The sequence below is a fragment of the Pseudomonas sp. P179 genome (assembly GCF_000478485.2).
Lineage (GTDB): Bacteria > Pseudomonadota > Gammaproteobacteria > Pseudomonadales > Pseudomonadaceae > Pseudomonas > Pseudomonas aeruginosa.
Genome location: NZ_KI517354.1, coordinates 1,815,461 through 1,835,610, shown reverse-complemented (window position 1 = coordinate 1,835,610; position 20,150 = coordinate 1,815,461). Strand labels below are relative to the sequence as shown.

The window sequence follows — 20,150 nt, the reverse complement described above, 5'->3', positions numbered from 1 at the left end:
CTCGCTTCCGGCCCGGCGGCGCCGTACTGGCACCCTGCGGGCTTGTAAGCGCGGGGGCGCCTGAGCCAAGCTGGTTTCCCACCCGCAGTGGAGACAGGTCATGCCGGAAATCGATGCGCGCCTGCGCGAGGACGTCCACCAACTGGGCGAATTGCTCGGCGACACCATCCGCGAGCAGTACGGCCCGCGGTTCCTCGACAAGATCGAGCTGATCCGCAAGGGCGCCAAGGCTGCCCGCCGCGGTTCCGCGGAGGGCGCCCAGCAGCTCACCGCCACCCTCGACGGGCTCGAGGAAGACGAACTGCTGCCGGTGGCGCGGGCCTTCAACCAGTTCCTCAACCTGGCCAATATCGCCGAGCAATACCACCGTATCCGCCGGCGCCGGCCGAACGAGCCGGAACCCTTCGAGAACCTGGTGCTGGAAGAGCTGCTGGGGCGTCTCAAGGACGCCGGGCATGCCCCCGGGCAACTGGCTCGCCAGCTCGCCGGGCTGGAGATCGAACTGGTGCTGACCGCCCATCCCACCGAAGTGGCGCGGCGCACGCTGATCCAGAAATACGATGCGATCACCGCGCAGCTGGCGGCCAAGGACCATGCCGACCTGCTGCCGGAGGAGCGCAGTCGCATCCAGCAGCGCCTGCAGCGGCTGGTGGCCGAGGCCTGGCATACCGACGAGATCCGCAAGGTCCGGCCGACCCCGGTGGACGAGGCGAAATGGGGCTTCGCGGTGATCGAGCATTCTCTCTGGCAGGCCTTGCCGAACGTCCTTCGGCACGTCGACGAGGTGCTCCTGCGCAGCACCGGTGAACGCCTGCCGTTGACCGCCGCGCCGCTGCGCTTCGCGTCCTGGATGGGGGGCGACCGCGACGGCAATCCCAACGTTACCGCCAGCGTGACCCGCGAGGTCCTGCTGCTGGCGCGCTGGATGGCCGCCGACCTGTACCTGCGCGATATCGACCAACTGGCCGCCGAGCTGTCCATGCAGCAGGCCTCGCCGCAGCTGCTGGCGCGGGTCGGCGATAGCGCCGAGCCCTATCGCGCCCTGCTCAAGCAATTGCGCGAGCGCCTGCGTGTGACCCGCAACTGGACCCACCAGGCCCTGGCCGGCGAGGTGCCGGCCGCGGAGGGCGTCCTGGAGCACAACCGCGACCTGGTCGAGCCGCTGCAACTGTGCCACGAGTCGCTGCACGCCTGCGGCATGGGCGTGATCGCCGATGGCGCGTTGCTCGACTGCCTACGCCGCGCCGCCACCTTCGGCCTGTTCCTGGTACGCCTGGACGTGCGCCAGGACTCGGCCCGCCATGCCGCCGCGCTGAGCGAGATCACCGAGTACCTGGAGCTGGGCAGCTACGACGAGTGGGACGAGAAGACCCGCCTGGAATTCCTTCTCGAGGAACTGAACAGCCGCCGCCCCCTGCTGCCGGCGCACTACCAGCCTTCGGCGGATACCGCCGAGGTGCTCGCCACCTGCCGGGCGATCGCCGCCGCGCCACCGGCGTCGCTGGGTTCCTACGTGATCTCGATGGCCGGCCAGCCGTCCGACGTGCTGGCGGTGCAACTGCTGCTCAAGGAAAGCGGCGTCGACTGGCCGATGCGCGTGGTGCCGCTGTTCGAGACCCTCGACGACCTGGACAACGCCGGCCCCTGCATGGAGCGCCTGCTGACGCTGCCGGGCTACCGTTCGCGGCTCTCCGGGGTGCAGGAAGTGATGATCGGCTACTCCGATTCGGCCAAGGACGCCGGTACTCTCACGGCGGCCTGGGCGCAGTACCGGGCGCAGGAGAAACTGGTGGAGATCTGCCGCCAGCACGAGGTCGAGCTGCTGCTCTTCCATGGCCGCGGCGGCACCGTCGGCCGCGGCGGCGGGCCGGCCCACGCGGCGATCCTGTCGCAGCCACCGGGTTCGGTGGCCGGGCGCTTCCGGGTCACCGAACAGGGCGAGATGATCCGCTTCAAGTTCGGCTTGCCGGACATCGCCGAACAGAACCTCAATCTCTACCTCGCCGCGGTGCTGGAAGCGACCCTGATGCCGCCGCCGGCTCCCGAGCCGGCCTGGCGCGCGCAGATGGACCGCCTGGCGAAGGACGCGCTGCTGGCCTACCGCAGGGTGGTGCGCGACGATCCGCAGTTCGTCGAGTATTTCCGCCTGGCCACGCCCGAGCAGGAACTGGGCCGTCTGCCGCTGGGCAGCCGCCCGGCCAAGCGCCGCGAAGGCGGGGTGGAGAGCCTGCGGGCGATTCCCTGGATCTTCGCCTGGACCCAGACGCGCCTGATGCTGCCGGCATGGCTTGGCTGGGAGACCGCCTTGCTGAACGCCATCGAGCGTGGCGAGGGCGCGCTGCTCGGGCAGATGCGCGAGCGATGGCCGTTCTTCACCACCCGCATCGACATGCTGGAAATGGTCCTGGCCAAGGCCGACGCGGATATCGCGCGGCTCTACGACGAACGTCTAGTGCCGCTCGAGCTGCGTCCGCTGGGGCGTCGTTTACGCGACCTATTGTCGCAGGCGGTGCGCGTGGTGCTGGGACTGACCGGGCAGTCGCTGCTGCTCGCCCACGCCAGCGAGACCCGCGAGTCGATCAGCGTGCGCAACAGCTATCTAGACCCGCTGCACCTGCTCCAGGCTGAGCTTCTGGCCCGTTCGCGGCGCTGCCAGGGCGACGCCTGCGGCGGCCTGGAGCAGGCGCTGCTGGTGACGGTCGCGGGGGTCGCCGCCGGACTGCGCAACACCGGATGAGGGAAGGCGGGGGGCAACTTTCGGTGTCTTGTGCGGTGGGGGGGCGCTGTGTATCTTGGACAGCCTTTTCGGCGCCATACAGTGCCGTTTCCTGCAAATACGAGATTGGCCCCACGAGGCGGATCCAGACTTTCGCTTACCAATTCTAAGGAGCATATCGATGCGTGTGATTCTGCTCGGGGCACCCGGTGCCGGCAAAGGCACCCAGGCACGGTTCATCACCGAGAAGTTCGGCATTCCGCAGATCTCCACCGGCGACATGCTGCGCGCCGCAGTCAAGGCCGGCAGCCCGCTCGGCCAGCAGGTGAAAGGCGTGATGGACAGCGGCGGCCTGGTATCCGACGACATCATCATCGCCCTGATCAAGGAACGCATCACCGAGGCCGATTGCGCCAAGGGCTTCCTGTTCGACGGCTTCCCGCGGACCATCCCGCAGGCCGAAGCGCTGAAGGACGCCGGTGTGACCATCGACCACGTGGTCGAGATCGCCGTCGACGACGAGGAGATCGTGTCGCGTATCGCCGGTCGTCGCGTGCATCCGGCCTCCGGCCGCGTGTACCACACCGAGCACAACCCGCCGAAGGTCGCCGGCAAGGACGACGTTACCGGCGAAGAGCTGATCCAGCGCGAGGACGACAAGGAAGAGACCGTGCGTCACCGCCTGTCGGTCTATCATTCGCAGACCAAGCCGCTGGTCGACTTCTACCAGAAGCTGTCGGCCGCCGAAGGCACCCCGAAATACCACAGCATCGCCGGCGTCGGCTCGGTCGAGCAGATCACCGCGAAAGTGCTTTCGGCCCTGAGCTGATCCGCAGCGCTGTAGCACCGACGGCCCGCTTGCGGGCCGTCGGCGTTTCCGGGGCGGCGAAGGCTGGTACAATCGGCGTCTTTTTCACCACGCGGAACCGTCGATGTCCACTCTGTTGGCCCTGGATACCTCCACCGAAGCCTGCTCCGTCGCCCTGCTCCACGAGGGGCGGGCGCTCAGTCACTACGAGGTGATCCCGCGCCTGCACGCCCAGCGCCTGCTGCCGATGGTCCGCGACCTGCTCGACGAGGCCGGCGTCGCCCTGTCCGCGGTGGACGCCATCGCCTTCGGGCGCGGTCCGGGCGCCTTCACCGGCGTGCGCATCGCCATCGGCGTGGTCCAGGGCCTGGCCTTCGCCCTGCAGCGCCCGGTACTGGCGGTCTCCGACCTGGCGATCCTGGCCCAGCGGGCCTACCGCGAGCAGGGTGCGGAGCGGGTCGCCGCGGCCATCGACGCGCGGATGGACGAGGTCTACTGGGGTTGCTACCAGTTGCAACAGGGCGAGATGCGCCTGGCCGGCAGCGAAGCGGTACTGCCGCCCGAGCGGGTCGCCGTACCGTGGGACGCCGCTGCCGCGGACTGGTTCGGCGCCGGCACCGGCTGGGGCTACGTCGAGCGCATGCCGCAGCGCCCGGCCGCGCTGGACGCGAGCCTGCTGCCGCATGCCGAGGACTTGCTCAGCCTGGCCGGCTTCGCCTGGGCGCGCGGCGAAGGCGTGGAGGCGGAACAGGCGCTGCCGGTGTACCTGCGCGACAACGTGGCGACGCCGAAAAAAACGCCCTGAAAATGCCGCGCAGCGGTAATTGCCAAGCCTTTCGGGGCTGGCTAGAGTGTGGAGACTTCCCCGGGTTTTGATCATGCGTATCGACGGACTTTCTTCCTCTTCGTTGCCGCTGGAGCGCAGCGCCCGACCGGGCTCCGCGGTCACGCCGTATCGCGACGTGCAGCGCGAGGTCGAGGCGCGGCGCGAGCAGCCGGCGCCGGTTTCCGGCAGCCAGGGCTTCGAGCAGGCGCCGCAGGCGCGCAAGGTCCAGGCCAGTTCGGCGGGCGGCGACAGCCTGCCGGTCAGCGCCCGCGACCTGCTGGCGTTCCAGCGCCCGGTAAGCAGCCATGCGGCGATGGCCCTGGCCAGCTACAACTCCACCGCCAGCCTCAACATCGACGCCGGCGCCGAGGATGTCCTCGGCCTCGACCTCTACGCCTGAGCGGTTCCCTGCGCTCCCGTGGTTTCCCTTCCTTATTTCCTCGGTTGTCCATCCTGGAACGAGGCGGCCTGGCGCGGCAGCTTCTATCCGCGCGAATTGCGTTCCGCCGACTACCTCGGACACTACGGCGGCATCTTCAACGCGGTCGAGGGCAATACCACCTTCTATGCCCGGCCTTCGGCGGAAACCGTGCGGCGCTGGGCCGAGACGATGCCGGCGGGGTTCCGCTTCTGTGCCAAGTTTCCCCGCGATATCAGTCACGAAGGCGACCTGCGCGAACGGCTCGAGGCCGCCGGCGACTTCCTCGAACTGCTGGCGCCGCTTGGCGAAAGGGTCAGCCCGCTGTGGCTGCAACTGTCGGCGGCGTTCACCCCGCAGCGCCTGGGCGAACTGCTGTATTTCCTCGATGAGCTGAGTCCGCGACGGATTGCCGTGGAAGTACGCCACCCGGCGTTCTTCGACAAAGGCGAGGACGAGCGCCTGCTCAACCGCCACCTGCGCGAGCGTGGCGTGGAGCGCATCTGCCTGGATTCGCGGGCGCTGTTCAGTTGCCGTTCGGACGATCCGGCGGTGCTCCACGCCCAGTCGAAGAAGCCGCGCCTGCCGATCCGTCCGGCGGCCTTCAGCGATACGCCACAGGTGCGTTTCATCGGCGGTCCCGACCTGCCGGCCAACGAGGTGTTCCTTTTGCCCTGGGTCGACAAGGTGGCCGACTGGATTGAGGCCGGCCTGACTCCATACGTATTCCTGCATACCCCCGACAATCACCTGGCGGCCCAGCAGGCCCAGCGTTTCCATGCGCTGCTGGGCCAGCGCCTGCCAGGCTTGCCGGCGCTACCCGAGCCGATCCCGGCCCCGGAAGTGGAGCAACTGGGCCTGCTCTGAGCGCGGCGCTCGACGCTCCGCCGGCCTGCGCCTAGGCTAGGGAGTCCTTTCCCCGCCACGGAGCCCGCCGCCATGACCAGCCAACGCCAACGCGCCGAACGTTTCCGCGACCTGCACCAGGGGCCCGGCATGCTGGTCCTGCCCAATCCCTGGGATGCCGGTTCGGCGAAGATGCTCGCCAGCCTCGGCTTCGACGCCCTTGCCACTACCAGCGCAGGCCTGGCGTTCTCCCTGGGCCGGCGCGACGCGGAAGGCGCGGTGAGCCGGACCGAGGCGCTGGAAAACGCCCGGGCGATCGTCGCCGCCACCGATCTGCCGGTCGCCGCCGACCTGGAAAACGGCTACGGCGATGCTCCGCAAGACTGCGCCACGACCATCCGCCTGGCCGCCGAGGCCGGTCTGGTCGGTGGTTCCATCGAGGATGCCAGCGGGCGCGCCGGACAGCCCATCTATGAGTTCTCCGCCGCGCTGGAGCGGGTTGCTGCCGCGGTCGAGGCGGCCCGTGCGTTGCCATTTCCGTTCACCCTCTGCGCCCGCGCGGAGAACTTCCTGCATGGTCGCGAGGATCTCGACGACACCCTGCGGCGTCTGCGCGCCTACGCCGATGCCGGCGCCGATGTGCTCTACGCGCCCGGTTTGAACCGCCGCGAACAGATCGTCGCGGTGCTCGAAGCGGTGGCGCCGAAGCCGATCAACGTGCTGGTCGGTTCGCCGCGCCTGGAGCTGTCGCTGGACGAGCTGGAAGCCCTCGGCGTCAAGCGCGTGAGCCTGGGCTCGAATCTTGCCCGGGTCGCCTTCGGCGCTTTCCATCAGGCGGCGCAGGCGCTGGCGCGGCGCGACCTGGAAGCGACCCGTGCGGCGATGCCTTTCGACCGTATCAACGACCTGTTCCGCTGAACCCGTGCGCCGCCTGGCCTGGTTGCTGCCATTACTGCTGCTGGCGGGGGCCATCGGCGCCCTGCGCTACCAGTGGCTCGATCTGCCGGCGCGCTGGAATCCCTGGCTGCCGCTGGACGTGCGCGAACCGCCGAACCTGCTGACCCGCTACAAGCTATGGCGGCTGGCCGACGACCGGAGCCTCTGCGACGCCGCCCTGGCCACCTCGCAACTGCGCTACCAGCGGGTAGCCGACGACCCGCCATCGGCTACCTGCCCGTTGAGCAACAGCCTGCGCGTGCGTGGGGCGGCGCTGGAGTTGAGCAGCAGCTTTCTCGCCAGTTGCCCGCTGGCGGTGAGCTATGCGTTGTTCGAGCGGCACGTGCTGCAACCGGCAGCCCTGGACATCTATGGCCAGCCGCTGGCGCGGGTCGAGCATGTCGGCAGCTTCGCCTGCCGCAACGTCTACAACCGCGAGGACGGTCGGCGCAGCCAGCATGCCTCGGCCAATGCCCTGGACATCAGCGGCTTCCGCCTGGCCGACGGGAGGCGGATCCGCCTGGCCACGGACTGGGCCGGCGAGAGCGCCGACGGGCGCTTCCTGCGCCGCGTGCGGGACGGCGCCTGCGCCAGTTTCAATGCGGTGCTGGGGCCCGACTACAACGCCGCCCACCGGGATCACTTCCACCTCGACATGGGCCTATGGAAGGTCTGCCGGTGAGCGCGCGCGGGCCAACTCTGGCAAAATCCGCGCTTTCCCCGACGATTGCCCGACCATGACCGATTCCGCCGCTCCTCGCCTGCATGTCCAAGCCCTGTCCGCCGGTTGCGCCGAGGCTGCGCGGCGCTGGGCGGAGCGGCTCGGCCTGCCGCTGGCGGCGGACGACGAGGCGGAGTTCGCCGTGCAGGTCGGCGAGCAGGGCTTGCAGGTCTTGCAACTGGGGGCGGACTCCCCCGGTCCGGTGCGGGTCGATTTCGTCGAGGGCGCCAGCGCCCACCGGCGCAAGTTCGGCGGCGGCAGCGGACAGATGATCGCCAAGGCGGTCGGCGTCCAGCCAGGCATCCGCCCGCGGGTCCTGGACGCCACGGCCGGCCTGGGCCGGGATGGGTTCGTCCTCGCCAGCCTGGGCTGCGAGGTTACCCTGGTCGAGCGCCAGCCGCTGATCGCCGCCCTGCTCGAGGATGGCCTGGAGCGCGCCCGGCGCGATCCCGACGTGGCGCCGATCGCCGCGCGGATGCGTCTGCTCGGCGGCAACTCGGCGGACCTGATGCGCGCCTGGGATGGCGAGGCGCCGCAGGTGATCTACCTCGACCCGATGTTTCCCCATCGCGACAAGAGCGCATTGGTGAAGAAGGAAATGCGTCTGTTCCGGCCGCTGGTGGGCGACGATCTCGACGCCCCGGCGCTGTTGCAGGCGGCTCTGGCCCTGGCCAGCCACCGGGTGGTGGTGAAGCGCCCGCGCAAGGCGCCGATCATCGAAGGGCCCAAGCCCGGCTATAGCCTGGAAGGCAAGTCCAGCCGCTACGACATCTACCCGAAGAAGGCCCTGGGCAAGGGCTGAGTGTCGACACCGCAGGGAGGCGGCGAGCATGCAGCAGACCATCGATTGTCCGATTCGCCGGCGCCTGGCGCACCTGCCCTGGGCCAACGACGGGCGTGCCGGCGCCCGCCACTGGCTGGAGATGCAGCGCGATCCGCTGGCCTGGTTGCAGAAGATGCACGTCGCGCAGCCGGACCTCGCGGTCGCCCGCATGGGCCCGCAGCGCCTCTGGTGCCTGTTCCATCCGCAGGCGGTGCAGGAATTGATGGTCGATCGCCGCGATGACCTGCAACGCTGGCAGCCGGCGCTGTGCATGCTGAAACAGTGGAACGGGCGCAGCTTCATGATGCGTGAGGGCGCCCCCGCCCAGGCCCGGCGCAAGGAGGTACGGCCGCACCTGGCGCCGCCGCCGGCCAGCGAGGTTCGCCGCCTGGCCGCGGAGTGGGGCGAGCGGGTGGAGGAGGGGCGCGAATACGACCTCGACCTGGAAATGGCTGCGTTCAGCGTCACCCTCAGCGGTCACGCGCTGTTTGACGTCGACCTGCAACCGTCGGCCTATCGGATCGCCAAGGCGGTGCGCCTGCTGTCGCGGGTGGCATTGCTGGAAATGAGCACCGGCCTGCCGCTGGGCCACTGGTTCCCGAGCAAACTGTGTCCGCGCAAGCGCTGGGCGCTGGGCCAGTTGCGCGAGGCGGTGGGCGAGGTGGCGGAGCGCTCGCCGCGGCCGCTGGCGGACCTACGCGATGAACTCTGCACCCTGCTCATGGCGTCCCACCAGTCCACTGGAGTGACCCTGACCTGGAGCCTGTTGCTGCTGGCCCAGCGTCCCGAGTTGCTCGCGCGGCTACGCGCCGAGCTGGCGGGAGTGAATTGGACGGCGATCCGCTCGGTCGCCGACCTGCGCGATTGCGCGCTGCTCAGGGCGGTCCTGCAGGAGTGCCTGCGCCTGTACCCGCCGGCCTACGGCCTGGCGCCGCGGCAGGTGACGGCGGACATCGAGGTGTTCGGCCAGCGGCTGAAGCGCGGCGACGTGACCATGGTCTCGAGCTGGATCACCCAGCGCGATCCCCGTTGGTTCGAGGCGCCGCTGGAGTTCCGTCCCGAGCGCTTCCTCGAACCGGCGCGCTGGCCGCGCGGCGCCTACTTCCCCTTCGGCCTCGGCGACCGCGCCTGCCCCGGCACCGCGATGGCGATGATCGATCTGGCGGCGGCGCTGGCCTACTGGGTCGAGCACTGGGACATCATGCACGACGGCGACCTGGCGCCGCGCGGCTGGTTTTCGCTGCGTCCGCAGCGAGCGCGGGTGCGTTTCCGCCGTCGCGCCTGAGCTGCCTCAGCCGCCCGCGGCGAAGGCGCGCAGGAACAGCGCCACCACTTCTTCCACGTGCCGCTCGCCTTCGGCCTCGTCCAGCGGTTCGGCGCAGCCGATCAACAGACGGTAATTGGCGCAGCCCTTGACCAGCATGAAGAAGTGTTCGGCGGCGTGGCGCGCGTCCGGGAACGCCAGCTTGCCGCTGCGGCGGGCCTGCTCGAGGAGGCGTTCCATCTCGTCGATCACCTGCTTCGGCCCGGCCTCGAAGAACAGCTCGGAAAGCTTGGGGTTCTGCCCGGCCTGCGCGGCCATCAGGCGGGTCAGGGCGATCGCCTCGTGGCTGTTGATCAGCCGGTGGAAGCCGCGGGCGATATTCAGCAGGACCTTTTCCAGTGGCGCGCCTTCGGCCAGCTGGAAGTACAGGGCGGGAAGCTGCTCGGCGCACTTGGCCTTCACCGCTTCGCTGAACAGGGTTTCCTTGTCGGTGAAGTGGCTGTAGACGGTGAGCTTGGAAACGCCGGCTTCCGAGGCGATGGCTTCCATGCTGCTGCCGTCGTAGCCGTTGCAGAGGAACAGGCGCTTGGCCGCCTCGAGAATGGCTTCCCGTTTGGCCGGGTCCTTGGGCCGGCCGGGACCGACGGAGGAGGTGGATTCTGACATGCGCTTATACAATTGAAATACTGGACTGATGGGTTCTGTATTTTTACTATACCGCCCAGTATAAGAACTCGAACGCAGTTTGCGGAAGGTGTCACATGTACCGCCATATCCCGCTCGTCGCCCTGTCCCTGTTTTCCTCCCTGTTCCTCGCCGCCTGCGGCAACGGCACGCCGCCGCCAGCCGCGGCGCGTCCGGCGATCGTCGTCCAGCCCCAGCCGGCGGGGGAGGTGAGCCAGGCCTTTCCCGGCGAGATCCGCGCCCGCCACGAGCCGGAGCTGGCCTTCCGCATCGGCGGCAAGGTCATCCGCCGGCTGGTGGAAGTCGGCGAGCGGGTAAAGAAGGACCAGCCCCTGGCCGAACTCGATCCCCAGGACGTGCGCCTGCAACTGGAGGCGGCGCGGGCCCAGGTCAGTGCCGCCGAGGCCAACTTGCAGACCGTGCGCGCCGAGTACCGGCGCTACCGCACCTTGCTCGACCGCAACCTGGTCAGCCATTCCCAGTTCGAGAACATCCAGAACAGCTACCGCGCCGGCGAGGCGCGGCTGAAGCAGATCCGCGCCGAATTCAACGTCGCCGACAACCAGGCCGGCTACGCCGTGCTGCGCTCGCCCCAGGATGGCGTGATCGCCAGCCGGCGCGTCGAGGTGGGCCAGGTGGTGGCGGCCGGACAGACGGTCTTCAGCCTGGCCGCCGACGGCGAACGCGAGGTGCTGATCGGCCTGCCGGAACACAGCTTCGAACGTTTCCGCATCGGCCAGCCGGTGTCGGTCGAACTCTGGTCGCAACGCGACAGACGCTTCGCCGGGCATATCCGCGAGCTCTCGCCCGCGGCCGATCCGCAATCGCGTACCTTCGCCGCCCGGGTGGCCTTCGACGACCGCGCGACTCCGGCCGAACTGGGCCAGAGCGCGCGGGTCTACGTCGCCGCCGCCGAGGCGGTGCCGTTATCGGTTCCCTTGTCGGCGCTGACCGCAGAGGCCGGCCAGGCGTTCGTCTGGGTGGTCGAGCCGGGCAGCTCGACCCTGCGCCGGCAGGCGGTGCGCACCGGTCCCTATGCCGAGGACCGGGTGCCGGTGCTCGAAGGCCTGAAGGCTGGCGACTGGGTGGTGGCCACCGGGGTCCAGGTGCTTCGCGAAGGGCAGCAGGTGCGTCCGATCGACCGGGCCAACCGCACGGTGAAACTGGCGGCCAAGGAGTAGTCGCATGTCCTTCAACCTTTCCGCCTGGGCGTTGCAGAATCGCCAGATCGTCCTGTACCTGATGATCCTGCTTGGCGCGGTCGGCGCGCTGTCCTACAGCAAGCTGGGGCAGAGCGAAGACCCGCCGTTCACCTTCAAGGCCATGGTGGTGCAGACCAACTGGCCGGGCGCCAGCGCCGAAGAGGTGGCCCGGCAGGTCACCGAGCGTATCGAGAAGAAGCTGATGGAAACCGGCGACTACGATCGCATCGTGTCCTTCTCCCGCCCCGGCGTCTCGCAGGTGACCTTCATGGCCCGCGAGGACATCCATTCCAGCGAGATCCCCGAACTCTGGTACCAGATCCGCAAGAAGATCAGCGACATTCGCGCCACCTTGCCGCAAAGCATCCAGGGCCCGTTCTTCAACGACGAGTTCGGCACCACCTACGGCAACATCTATGCGCTCACCGGCAAGGGCTTCGACTACGCGGTGATGAAGGACTATGCCGACCGCCTGCAACTGCAATTGCAGCGGATCAGGAACGTCGGCAAGGTCGAGCTGATCGGCCTGCAGGACGAGAAGATCTGGATCGACCTGTCCAACACCAAGCTGGCCACCCTCGGCCTGCCCCTGGCGGCGGTACAGAAGGCGCTGGAGGAACAGAACGCGGTGGCCTCCTCCGGGTTCTTCGAGACCGCCAGCGACCGCGTGCAGTTGCGCGTTTCCGGGCGTTTCGATTCGGTGGAGGAGATCCGCGACTTCCCCATCCGCGTCGGCGACCGCACCTTCCGCATCGGCGACGTGGCCGAGGTTCGCCGCGGCTTCAACGATCCGCCGGCGCCGCGCATGCGCTTCATGGGCGAGGACGCCATCGGCCTGGCGGTAGCGATGAAGCCGGGCGGCGACATCCTGGTGCTGGGCAAGGCCCTGGAAACCGAGTTCGCCCGCCTGCAGCAGTCGCTGCCGGCCGGACTGGAACTGCGCAAGGTGTCCGACCAGCCGGCGGCGGTACGTACCGGGGTCGGCGAGTTCATCCGGGTGCTGGCCGAGGCGCTGGTGATCGTCCTGCTGGTGAGCTTCTTCTCCCTCGGCCTGCGCACCGGCCTGGTGGTGGCGCTGTCGATCCCGCTGGTGCTGGCGATGACCTTCGCCGCCATGCATTACTTCGGCATCGGCCTGCACAAGATCTCCCTCGGCGCCCTGGTGCTGGCGCTGGGATTACTGGTGGACGACGCGATCATCGCGGTGGAGATGATGGCGGTGAAGATGGAGCAGGGCTACGACCGCCTCAAGGCGGCCAGCTTCGCCTGGACCAGCACCGCCTTCCCGATGCTCACCGGCACCCTGATCACCGCCGCCGGCTTCCTGCCGATCGCCACCGCGCAGTCCGGCACTGGCGAATACACCCGCTCGCTGTTCCAGGTGGTGACCATCGCCCTGGTGGTCTCCTGGTTCGCCGCGGTGGTCTTCGTTCCCTACCTGGGGGCCAAGCTGCTGCCGGACCTGGCCAGGTTGCACGCGCAGAAGCACGGCGGCAGCGCCGATGGCTACGATCCCTATGCTACGGCCTTCTACCAGCGCTTCCGGCGTCTGGTGGAGTGGTGCGTGCGCTACCGCAAGACGGTGATCGTCCTGACCCTCGCGGCCTTCGTCGGCGCGCTGCTGCTGTTCCGCCTGGTGCCGCAGCAGTTCTTCCCGCCCTCGGCGCGCCTGGAGCTGCTGCTGGACATCAAGCTGGCGGAGGGCGCCTCACTGCGCTCTACCGGCGAGGAAGTCCAGCGCCTGGAAAAAATGCTGCAGGGCCATGACGGCATCGACAACTACGTGGCCTACGTCGGCACCGGCTCGCCCCGCTTCTACCTGCCGCTGGACCAGCAATTGCCGGCGGCCAGCTTCGCCCAGGTGGTGGTGCTGGCCAAGGACCTGGAGAGCCGCGAGGCGCTGCGCAAGTGGCTGATCGAGCGGATGAACGAGGACTTCCCGCACCTGCGCAGCCGCATCAGTCGCCTGGAGAACGGGCCGCCGGTGGGCTATCCGGTGCAGTTCCGGGTTTCCGGCGAGGACATCCCGCAGGTTCGCGAACTGGCGCGCAAGGTCGCCGACAAGATGCGCGAGAACCCGCACGTGGTGAATGTGCACCTGGATTGGGAAGAGCCGAGCAAGGTGGTGTACCTGAGCATCGACCAGGAGCGCGCCCGTGCCCTGGGGGTGAGCACCGCCAGCCTGTCGCAGTTCCTGCAGAGCGCGCTGACCGGCTCGCACGTGAGCTTCTTCCGCGAAGACAACGAGCTGATCGAGATCCTCCTGCGCGGCACCGAGCAGGAGCGTCGTGACCTGTCGTTGCTGCCGAGCCTGGCGGTGCCGACCGAGAATGGCCGGAGCGTGGCGCTGTCGCAGATCGCTACGCTCGAATACGGCTTCGAAGAGGGCATCATCTGGCACCGCAACCGCCTGCCGACGGTCACCGTGCGCGCCGATATCTACGACGATTCGCTGCCGGCGACCCTGGTCGCGCAGATCGCCCCGACCCTGGAACCGATCCGCGCCGAGTTGCCGGACGGCTACCTGCTGGAGGTGGGCGGCACGGTGGAGGACGCGGCGAAGGGCCAGAGTTCGGTGAACGCCGGCGTGCCGCTGTTCATCGTGGTGGTGTTGAGCCTGCTGATGGTGCAGTTGCGCAGCTTCTCGCGGATGGCGATGGTATTCCTCACCGCACCGCTGGGCCTGATCGGCGTGACCCTGTTCCTGCTGCTGTTCCGCCAGCCGTTCGGCTTCGTGGCGATGCTCGGGACCATCGCCCTGGCCGGCATGATCATGCGCAACTCGGTAATCCTGGTGGACCAGATCGAACAGGACATCAGCCATGGACTGGATCGCTGGCACGCCATCATCGAGGCTACCGTGCGGCGTTTCCGGCCCATCGTGCTGACCGCGCTGGCGGCGGTGCTGGCGATGATCCCGCTGTCGCGCAGCGTGTTCTTCGGGCCGATGGCGGTGGCGATCATGGGCGGGCTGATCGTCGCCACCGTGCTCACCCTGCTGTTCCTGCCGGCGCTCTATGCCGCCTGGTTCCGCGTGAAGAAGGACGAGGCGCGGGCCTGACGGGAGAAGGGGACGGGGCGATCGCGCCCCGTCCGTCGGCTCACCTGGCCGCGCCGAAGACCTTCTTGGCCAGGCCGGTGGCGGCAGCCGCCGGGTTCTGGCGGATGCTCGTCTCCTGCCTGGCGATCATCTCGAAGAGCCCGTCGAGGGCCTGCTCGGTGACATAGCCCTCGACGTTGGCGCTCTTCGCATCGACCACCCCAAGGGTCGCCGCCTGGCTGGCGAAGGCGTTGTACTGCTTGACCAGGCCGACCTCGTCGGTGGCCTGCTTGACGATCGGCAGGAACTTCGCGCGCAGCTGTTCGCGGCTGGACTTGTCCAGGTATTCGGTGGCGGCGTCGTCACCGCCCTTGAGGATGCCCTTGGCGTCGGCCACGGTCATCTTCTTCACCGCCTCCACCAGCAGGCCCTGGGCCTGCGGCACGGCAGCCTCGGCGGCGCGGTTCATGCTCGCCTCGAGCTGGTCGACCTGGGCGCCCATGCCGAACTGCTTCATCAGCTTCGCCGCCTTGCCCAGCTTGCCGGGCAGTTCGATGCGCACGTCCGGGTTGTTGTTGAAGCCGCCCGGCTGGCCAAGCTGGCGGACGGCGATCTGCGCGCCCTGGGTCAGCGCGTCCTTCAGGCCGCTGGAGGCGTCGTTCTGCGACAGGTCGGCGAGGGACAGGGCGAGGGCGTTGGCCGAGAGCAGCAGGCCGGCGCAGAGGGCAGTGAGTCGGAACATGACAGCGTCCTTGATGTGGAACGTACGGGGTATCCGGCCGCTCGTCGTGAGGTGGATCGGCAACCGGTAGCGAATAGGAGGTGGAGTGTACTGGAGGGAACCGCCGGTTCGCACCGGCGGCATGCCGCGGTGTGCTTCAGCGCGCCGATTCGACCTGCACGCGATAGGGCTGCGGGTCGCTGCCGTCGAGTTTCACCGAGTGGCGGGTGGTGTTGATGAACAGCAACTGGCCGTTCAGCTCGATGCGCGCGCTCACCGCATAGCTGTGGCCCGGCTTGACCTGCTTCGGGTCGTACTCCAGGTGGAACGCCAGCGGCACCTGGCTGGTGATCTCGCGGGTCTGGCTGGCCAACTGCACCGAGGGGGCGTCGGCCAGGGACACGTCTTCCAGGCTCACGCTCAGGCGCGCCGAGGGCGGCAGGGCGATACGCTCGCGGTAGAAGACCTCACCATCGAAGCTGGCGTTCGAAGTCGATTGCTGGGTACCGCAGCCGGCGAGAATGCTGGCGGCGAGCAGCAATGGCAGTTTTTTCATGGGAGCCTCCTTTCAGACGGAACAAAAAAACGAGCGGGCCTCTGACCCGGGAAACCAGCATAGGTTGCCGGGCCGGAACAGGGAAAGGTCGCAGGATATTTCAGCGGAGCGACGCCCGTCCCTCGCGGGGCGGGCGCCGGGCTTCAGTTGGCGGCCGCGTCGTTGCTTTCGGCGGCGGCTTCCTCGGCGGGGCGCTCCAGCGCCACCTGGCGGATCGACAGACGGATCTCCGCCGGCAGCACGCGCTTGGCGGCGCCTTCGGCCAGTTCGCCGAGCAGTTCGTGGTAGCTCAGCTTGCCGGCCTCGTCCTTGCGCAGCACGCGCAGGTCGAGAAGGGTCTGGATGAAGTGGCGGAACAGGCTCTTGTCGAAGAACTCCGGGGCGTTCAGGCCATGCAGGATCGACAGGCGCTGGGCCATCACGGTGCAGAGGTTCTCCAGTTCCTCGGCGGTCAGGGCGTTCTGCCCGGCGTTGAGCAGCAGGGCGATGGCCATGTAGAAGCGCTGCAGGGTCTGGGTCACCGAACGAGCGAGGAGGATCAGCAGCACGTATTGCCGCGAGCTTGGCGCCGGGCGGATGAAGGTGTCGTTCTCCTGGCGCAGCAGGTCCTGTTCCACCAGGGCCGCCAGCCACTGGTCGATCACCGCGTCGAGTTCGTCCAGGCTCCAGCGGATGAACAGTTCCGCCTGCAGGTAGGGATAGAGCGCGCGGGCGAAGCGCAGCAACTGTTCGCGGCTGATCCGCGAGTTGCTCTGGAAGAAGCTGGCGATCAGCGCCGGCAGGGCGAAGACGTGGAGGACGTTGTTGCGGTAGTAGGTCGCCAGCACCGCGTTCTGTTCGTCGAGATAGAGGATGCGGCCCAGCGCGTCCTTCTGCTCGGCCAGCAGGTTCATGCTCTTCACGTATTCGATCAGGGCCTGGCCGTCGCCGTCCGGCAGGGTCGCGCTGGGCGAGTAGGGCACCTTGCGCAGCAACGCCAGGTAGAGGTCGAGGATTCGCGCCAGGGCGCTTTCGTCGAGGGCCTGGCGGCTGGTGGAGAGCAGCGCCAGGGCGACCAGGTTGACCGGGTTGATCGCCGCCGCGTCGTTGAGGTGGCGGGCGACGTCCTTGGCCAGCAGGTTGGTGGTCTGCGGCAGCCAGTCGGGGCGGTATTCCGGGCCGAGGTCCTGGTCCTGCCAGTCGGGCTGGTGGCGGTCGAGGAACTGGTCGAGATGGATCGGCTCGCCGAAGTTCACCCAGACCTGGCCAAAACGCTGCTTCAGGGCGCCGACCACCTTGAACAGGTCGAATATCGACTCCTTCTTCTTGGTCGCGCCGCGCAGTTCGCCGAGGTAGGTGCGGCCTTCCAGCACGCGCTCGTAGCCGATGTAGACCGGCACGAAGACGATCGGCCGGCGCGAGTCACGGAGGAAGCTGCGCAGGGTGATGGCGAGCATGCCGGTGCGTGGGTGGAGCATGCGCCCGGTGCGCGAACGGCCGCCCTCGACGAAGTACTCGGTGGAGAAGCCGCGGGAGAACAGGGTGTGCAGGTACTCGTTGAACACCGCGGTGTAGAGCTGGTTGCCCTTGAAGCTGCGGCGCATGAAGAAGGCCCCGCCGCGGCGCAGGATCGAGCCGATCACCGGCATGTTCAGGTTGATCCCGGCGGCGATGTGCGGCGGGGTCAGGCCGTTGCGGAACAGCAGGTAGGAGAGCAGCAGGTAGTCGATGTGGCTGCGGTGGCAGGGCACGTAGACGATCTCGTTGCCCTGGGCCACGTCCTGCACCCGCTCGATGTGGTTGACCTTGACACCTTCGTACAGCTTGTTCCAGAACCAACTGAGGATGACTTCGAGGAAGCGGATCACCGGATAGGAGAAGTCCGAGGCGATTTCATTGGCGTAGCGCAGTGCGATGCCTTCGGCCTTTTCCTGGGATATCCGTTCGCTCTCGCATTCCTCGCTGATCGCCTGGCGTACCAGCGGCGCGCGCAGCAGGCCCTTGACCAGGTTGCGGCGGTGCGACAGGTCGGGACCAATCACCGCGGTCTTCAGGTTGCGGAAGTGCACCCGGAGGATACGGTTGACCATGCGCAGCGTGCGTTCGTGGCCCTTGCCCTGTTCCACCAGCTCGCGCAGGTGGATCGGCGCGGAGAACTGCACGCGGGTCTTGCGTCCGAGGATCAGGATACGCGCCAGCTTGCGCAGGCGCCCGGTGACCGCCCAGTTGTCGGCGAACAGCAGCTTCCAGGGGCTCGATTCGCTGTCCGGCGATTGTCCCCAGAACACGCTGACCGGAATGATCTGCGCGTCGTCGAGACCGTTCTGGCCGACCGCGGCGAGCATGCGCACCAGGGTCGGCGAGGCGCCGCGCTTATCCTGGCGGCCGAGCCAGTCGGGTTCGGGCGTCAGGTAGAAGAACGCCGCCGGCTCGATGGCGTCGCCTACCGCTACCGGCATCACCGGACGCGGCAGCCCGGCCTTGCGGCATTCGGTATCCACTACCGCGAGATCGCTGACCGAAGGCTGTTGCAGCACGTAGAGCACCGGCTTGCTGCGGTCGATCTTCAGGGTGAAGGCCGATTGGTTGATGGTTTCCGAGCGTACCCAGAGGTACAGCAGGCGGCGCAGGGCGCCAAAACCAAAGCGGCGGAAAGGGTAGCGGGGCATACGGTGTCTACTGGCAGTTGATCGGGACCCGGCGTGACGGGCGCGGCTAGTTTGCCGCAATCCCCGGAGGGCCGCAAAAGAACGCAACGCGTCCTACGGCGAACGGCGGCGAACAGGTTGCGAATGTAGAACCTTCGGCAGGCGTTCGGGTTCTGTCACGTTTTGCCAAGGTTCTCCCGATGCCCCGTATTGCCAGGCGGCGGGGCGCTTCGGCTATAGTCCCTGCGCGTTTTTCGCGGCCCTGGCCGGACATGGCGGCGGCCGCCGGAACAGGTAGGGGACCATGATCGAAACAAGAAACCTCGGCAAACGCTTCGGCTCGCGGGTGGCGGTGGACGACCTGTCCTTCCAGGTGGAGACGGGGGAGGTACTGGGCTTCCTCGGTCCGAACGGCGCCGGCAAGTCCACCACCATGAAGATGCTCACCGGCTTCCTGGCGCCCAGCGCCGGCACCGCGAGCATCTTCGGCTTCGACATCCGCAACCGCACGCTGCAGGCGCAGCGGCTGATCGGCTACCTCCCGGAAGGTTCGCCCTGCTACGCGGAAATGACCGTGCAGGGCTTCCTCGATTTCATCGCCGAGATCCGTGGCTACCGTGGTGCCGGCAAGCGCGAGCGGGTCGCCCGGGCACTGGGGCTGCTGGAACTGGACGAGGTGCGCCGGCAGACCATCGAAACCCTCTCCAAGGGCTTCCGCCGGCGTGTCGGCCTGGCCCAGGCGATCCTCCACGAACCGCGGGCGCTGGTGCTCGACGAGCCCACCGACGGGCTCGATCCGAACCAGAAGCACCAGGTCCGCGAACTGATCCGCGGCCTCGCGCAGGAGCGCATCGTGATCATCTCCACCCATATCCTCGAGGAAGTCTCGGCGCTGTGCAGCCGCGCCCTGGTGATCGGCGGCGGGCGGCTGCTGGCGGACAGCACGCCGCTGGAGCTGGCCAGCCGCTCGCGCTACCACCAGGCGGTGACGCTCTACAGCGACGAGCCCCTGGATGCCGTGGCGCTGGCGGTGCTGCCGGGCGTGGCGGGCATCGAGGAGAACCCCGCCGAAGGCAGCCTGACCGTCCTGGCGCAGCCGGGCGCGGTGATCTTCCCCCAGGTCAGCGGGCTGGTCGCCGAGCGCGGCTGGCGGATCCGCGAACTGGACGTGGAGCGCGGCCGGCTCGACGAGGTATTCCGCAACCTGACCCGGGGGACGGAGGCATGAAGCAACTGCCGGTGATCTTCAAGCGCGAGCTGGCGAGTTATTTCGCCACGCCGCTGGCCTATGTGTTCATCGTGATCTTCCTGGTCCTGGCGGGCGTGTTCACCTTCTACCTGGGCAACTTCTACGAACGCAACCAGGCCGACCTGGCCTCCTTCTTCGCCTTCCATCCCTGGCTCTACCTGTTCCTGGTTCCCGCGCTGGCCATGCGCCTGTGGGCGGAGGAGCGCAAGTCCGGCTCGATCGAGCTGCTGATGACCCTGCCGCTGACCCGCTTCGAAGCCGTGGCCGGCAAGTTCCTGGCCGCCTGGGCGTTCGCCGGAATCGCGCTGCTGCTGACCTTCCCCATGGTGCTCACGGTGAACTACCTGGGCGAGCCGGACAACGGTGCGATTCTCGCCGGCTACCTGGGCAGTTGGCTGCTGGCCGGCGGCTACCTGGCCATCGGTTCGTGCATGTCGGCCCTGGCGAAGAACCAGGTGATCGCTTTCATCCTCGCCGTGGCCGCCTGCTTCCTGTTCATGCTCAGCGGCTTTCCGCTGGTGCTCGATGCGTTCAGCCAGTGGGCGCCGCAGTGGTTGCTCGATGCGGTGGCCTCGCTGAGCCTGCTGACCCGCTTCGATGCCGTCAGCAAGGGCGTCATCGACCTGCGCGACCTGCTGTATTTCGTCAGCCTGATCGTCGCCTGGCTGGCCGCCACGGCGGTGGCGGTCGAGCTGAAGAAAGCCGAATGAGGG

The 20,150-nt window shown here is 68.1% G+C and carries 17 protein-coding genes; 13 read left to right on the top strand and 4 right to left on the bottom strand.

From position 1 onward, the window contains the following. Positions 1-100 precede the first annotated feature (100 nt). The 9 genes from ppc (at position 101) to HMPREF1224_RS21045 (ending at position 9,379) form a co-directional block, all read left to right on the top strand. Entirely contained in the window at positions 101-2,737 is a 2,637-nt protein-coding gene (gene ppc / locus HMPREF1224_RS21085) for a phosphoenolpyruvate carboxylase (RefSeq protein WP_010793369.1), read from the top strand. A 160-nt stretch (positions 2,738-2,897) separates the two neighbouring features. After that, positions 2,898-3,545: an adenylate kinase gene (gene adk / locus HMPREF1224_RS21080; RefSeq protein ID WP_003092485.1), complete on the top strand. Its 648-nt coding sequence runs from the start codon at positions 2,898-2,900 to the stop codon at positions 3,543-3,545. A 103-nt stretch (positions 3,546-3,648) separates the two neighbouring features. Beyond that, positions 3,649-4,329, top strand: a complete 681-nt coding sequence (gene tsaB / locus HMPREF1224_RS21075) for a tRNA (adenosine(37)-N6)-threonylcarbamoyltransferase complex dimerization subunit type 1 TsaB (protein ID WP_003110619.1) — start codon at positions 3,649-3,651, stop codon at positions 4,327-4,329. A 73-nt stretch (positions 4,330-4,402) separates the two neighbouring features. Continuing rightward, positions 4,403-4,750 carry a hypothetical protein gene (locus tag HMPREF1224_RS21070; RefSeq protein WP_003098661.1) on the top strand — a complete coding sequence of 116 codons (348 nt, stop codon included), beginning with the start codon at positions 4,403-4,405 and terminating at the stop codon, positions 4,748-4,750. Between the two features lie 18 nt (positions 4,751-4,768). Then, entirely contained in the window at positions 4,769-5,635 is an 867-nt protein-coding gene (locus HMPREF1224_RS21065) for a DUF72 domain-containing protein (protein WP_003098658.1), read from the top strand. A gap of 72 nt (positions 5,636-5,707) precedes the next feature. Beyond that, positions 5,708-6,532, top strand: a complete 825-nt coding sequence (locus tag HMPREF1224_RS21060; protein ID WP_003098657.1) for an isocitrate lyase/PEP mutase family protein — start codon at positions 5,708-5,710, stop codon at positions 6,530-6,532. A gap of 4 nt (positions 6,533-6,536) precedes the next feature. Then, positions 6,537-7,232 carry an extensin-like domain-containing protein gene (locus tag HMPREF1224_RS21055; protein WP_003119334.1) on the top strand — a complete coding sequence of 232 codons (696 nt, stop codon included), beginning with the start codon at positions 6,537-6,539 and terminating at the stop codon, positions 7,230-7,232. Between the two features lie 55 nt (positions 7,233-7,287). After that, positions 7,288-8,073 (top strand): class I SAM-dependent methyltransferase, encoded by a 786-nt coding sequence (locus tag HMPREF1224_RS21050; RefSeq protein WP_010793368.1) that lies wholly within the window; start codon positions 7,288-7,290, stop codon positions 8,071-8,073. Positions 8,074-8,101: 28 nt separating this feature from the next. Further along, positions 8,102-9,379 (top strand): cytochrome P450, encoded by a 1,278-nt coding sequence (locus HMPREF1224_RS21045; protein WP_010793367.1) that lies wholly within the window; start codon positions 8,102-8,104, stop codon positions 9,377-9,379. A 6-nt stretch (positions 9,380-9,385) separates the two neighbouring features. Here the strand turns inward: HMPREF1224_RS21045 and mexL are convergent, their stop codons facing one another. Beyond that, positions 9,386-10,024: an efflux system transcriptional repressor MexL gene (gene mexL / locus HMPREF1224_RS21040; protein ID WP_003092468.1), complete on the bottom strand. Its 639-nt coding sequence runs from the start codon at positions 10,022-10,024 to the stop codon at positions 9,386-9,388. A gap of 95 nt (positions 10,025-10,119) precedes the next feature. Between mexL and mexJ the strand changes: the two genes are divergently transcribed. Together mexJ and mexK are read left to right on the top strand one after the other, a co-directional pair. Continuing rightward, positions 10,120-11,223: a multidrug efflux RND transporter periplasmic adaptor subunit MexJ gene (gene mexJ, locus HMPREF1224_RS21035; protein ID WP_003113855.1), complete on the top strand. Its 1,104-nt coding sequence runs from the start codon at positions 10,120-10,122 to the stop codon at positions 11,221-11,223. A gap of 4 nt (positions 11,224-11,227) precedes the next feature. Next, positions 11,228-14,305 (top strand): multidrug efflux RND transporter permease subunit MexK, encoded by a 3,078-nt coding sequence (gene mexK, locus HMPREF1224_RS21030; RefSeq protein ID WP_003092464.1) that lies wholly within the window; start codon positions 11,228-11,230, stop codon positions 14,303-14,305. A 40-nt stretch (positions 14,306-14,345) separates the two neighbouring features. Here the strand turns inward: mexK and HMPREF1224_RS21025 are convergent, their stop codons facing one another. The 3 genes from HMPREF1224_RS21025 to plsB form a co-directional block, all read right to left on the bottom strand. Continuing rightward, positions 14,346-15,026, bottom strand: coding sequence for a DUF4197 domain-containing protein (locus tag HMPREF1224_RS21025; RefSeq protein WP_010793366.1), 681 nt, complete (start codon positions 15,024-15,026; stop codon positions 14,346-14,348). A 136-nt stretch (positions 15,027-15,162) separates the two neighbouring features. Beyond that, entirely contained in the window at positions 15,163-15,561 is a 399-nt protein-coding gene (locus HMPREF1224_RS21020; protein WP_003098642.1) for a YbaY family lipoprotein, read from the bottom strand. 143 nt (positions 15,562-15,704) lie between these two features. Next, positions 15,705-18,209: a glycerol-3-phosphate 1-O-acyltransferase PlsB gene (gene plsB, locus HMPREF1224_RS21015; protein WP_003113856.1), complete on the bottom strand. Its 2,505-nt coding sequence runs from the start codon at positions 18,207-18,209 to the stop codon at positions 15,705-15,707. Between the two features lie 283 nt (positions 18,210-18,492). Between plsB and HMPREF1224_RS21010 the strand changes: the two genes are divergently transcribed. Further along, positions 18,493-19,416, top strand: coding sequence for an ABC transporter ATP-binding protein (locus HMPREF1224_RS21010; protein ID WP_003122138.1), 924 nt, complete (start codon positions 18,493-18,495; stop codon positions 19,414-19,416). Beyond that, the gene (locus HMPREF1224_RS21005) at positions 19,413-20,147 is read left to right on the top strand and encodes an ABC transporter permease (RefSeq protein ID WP_003117479.1); all 735 of its coding nucleotides are present in this window, start codon (positions 19,413-19,415) and stop codon (positions 20,145-20,147) included. Before HMPREF1224_RS21010 ends, HMPREF1224_RS21005 begins: the two co-directional genes overlap by 4 nt. Positions 20,148-20,150 lie beyond the last annotated feature (3 nt).

Coding starts and splice junctions, on each gene's coding strand:
- mexJ (WP_003113855.1), top strand. CDS start 10,120: ATGTACCGCCATATCCCGCTCGTCGCCCTGTCCCTGTTTTCCTCCCTG.
- HMPREF1224_RS21025 (WP_010793366.1), bottom strand. CDS start 15,026: ATGTTCCGACTCACTGCCCTCTGCGCCGGCCTGCTGCTCTCGGCCAAC.
- HMPREF1224_RS21010 (WP_003122138.1), top strand. CDS start 18,493: ATGATCGAAACAAGAAACCTCGGCAAACGCTTCGGCTCGCGGGTGGCG.
- HMPREF1224_RS21020 (WP_003098642.1), bottom strand. CDS start 15,561: ATGAAAAAACTGCCATTGCTGCTCGCCGCCAGCATTCTCGCCGGCTGC.
- adk (WP_003092485.1), top strand. CDS start 2,898: ATGCGTGTGATTCTGCTCGGGGCACCCGGTGCCGGCAAAGGCACCCAG.
- plsB (WP_003113856.1), bottom strand. CDS start 18,209: ATGCCCCGCTACCCTTTCCGCCGCTTTGGTTTTGGCGCCCTGCGCCGC.
- mexL (WP_003092468.1), bottom strand. CDS start 10,024: ATGTCAGAATCCACCTCCTCCGTCGGTCCCGGCCGGCCCAAGGACCCG.
- HMPREF1224_RS21005 (WP_003117479.1), top strand. CDS start 19,413: ATGAAGCAACTGCCGGTGATCTTCAAGCGCGAGCTGGCGAGTTATTTC.
- HMPREF1224_RS21070 (WP_003098661.1), top strand. CDS start 4,403: ATGCGTATCGACGGACTTTCTTCCTCTTCGTTGCCGCTGGAGCGCAGC.
- HMPREF1224_RS21045 (WP_010793367.1), top strand. CDS start 8,102: ATGCAGCAGACCATCGATTGTCCGATTCGCCGGCGCCTGGCGCACCTG.
- HMPREF1224_RS21060 (WP_003098657.1), top strand. CDS start 5,708: ATGACCAGCCAACGCCAACGCGCCGAACGTTTCCGCGACCTGCACCAG.
- HMPREF1224_RS21050 (WP_010793368.1), top strand. CDS start 7,288: ATGACCGATTCCGCCGCTCCTCGCCTGCATGTCCAAGCCCTGTCCGCC.
- ppc (WP_010793369.1), top strand. CDS start 101: ATGCCGGAAATCGATGCGCGCCTGCGCGAGGACGTCCACCAACTGGGC.
- mexK (WP_003092464.1), top strand. CDS start 11,228: ATGTCCTTCAACCTTTCCGCCTGGGCGTTGCAGAATCGCCAGATCGTC.
- tsaB (WP_003110619.1), top strand. CDS start 3,649: ATGTCCACTCTGTTGGCCCTGGATACCTCCACCGAAGCCTGCTCCGTC.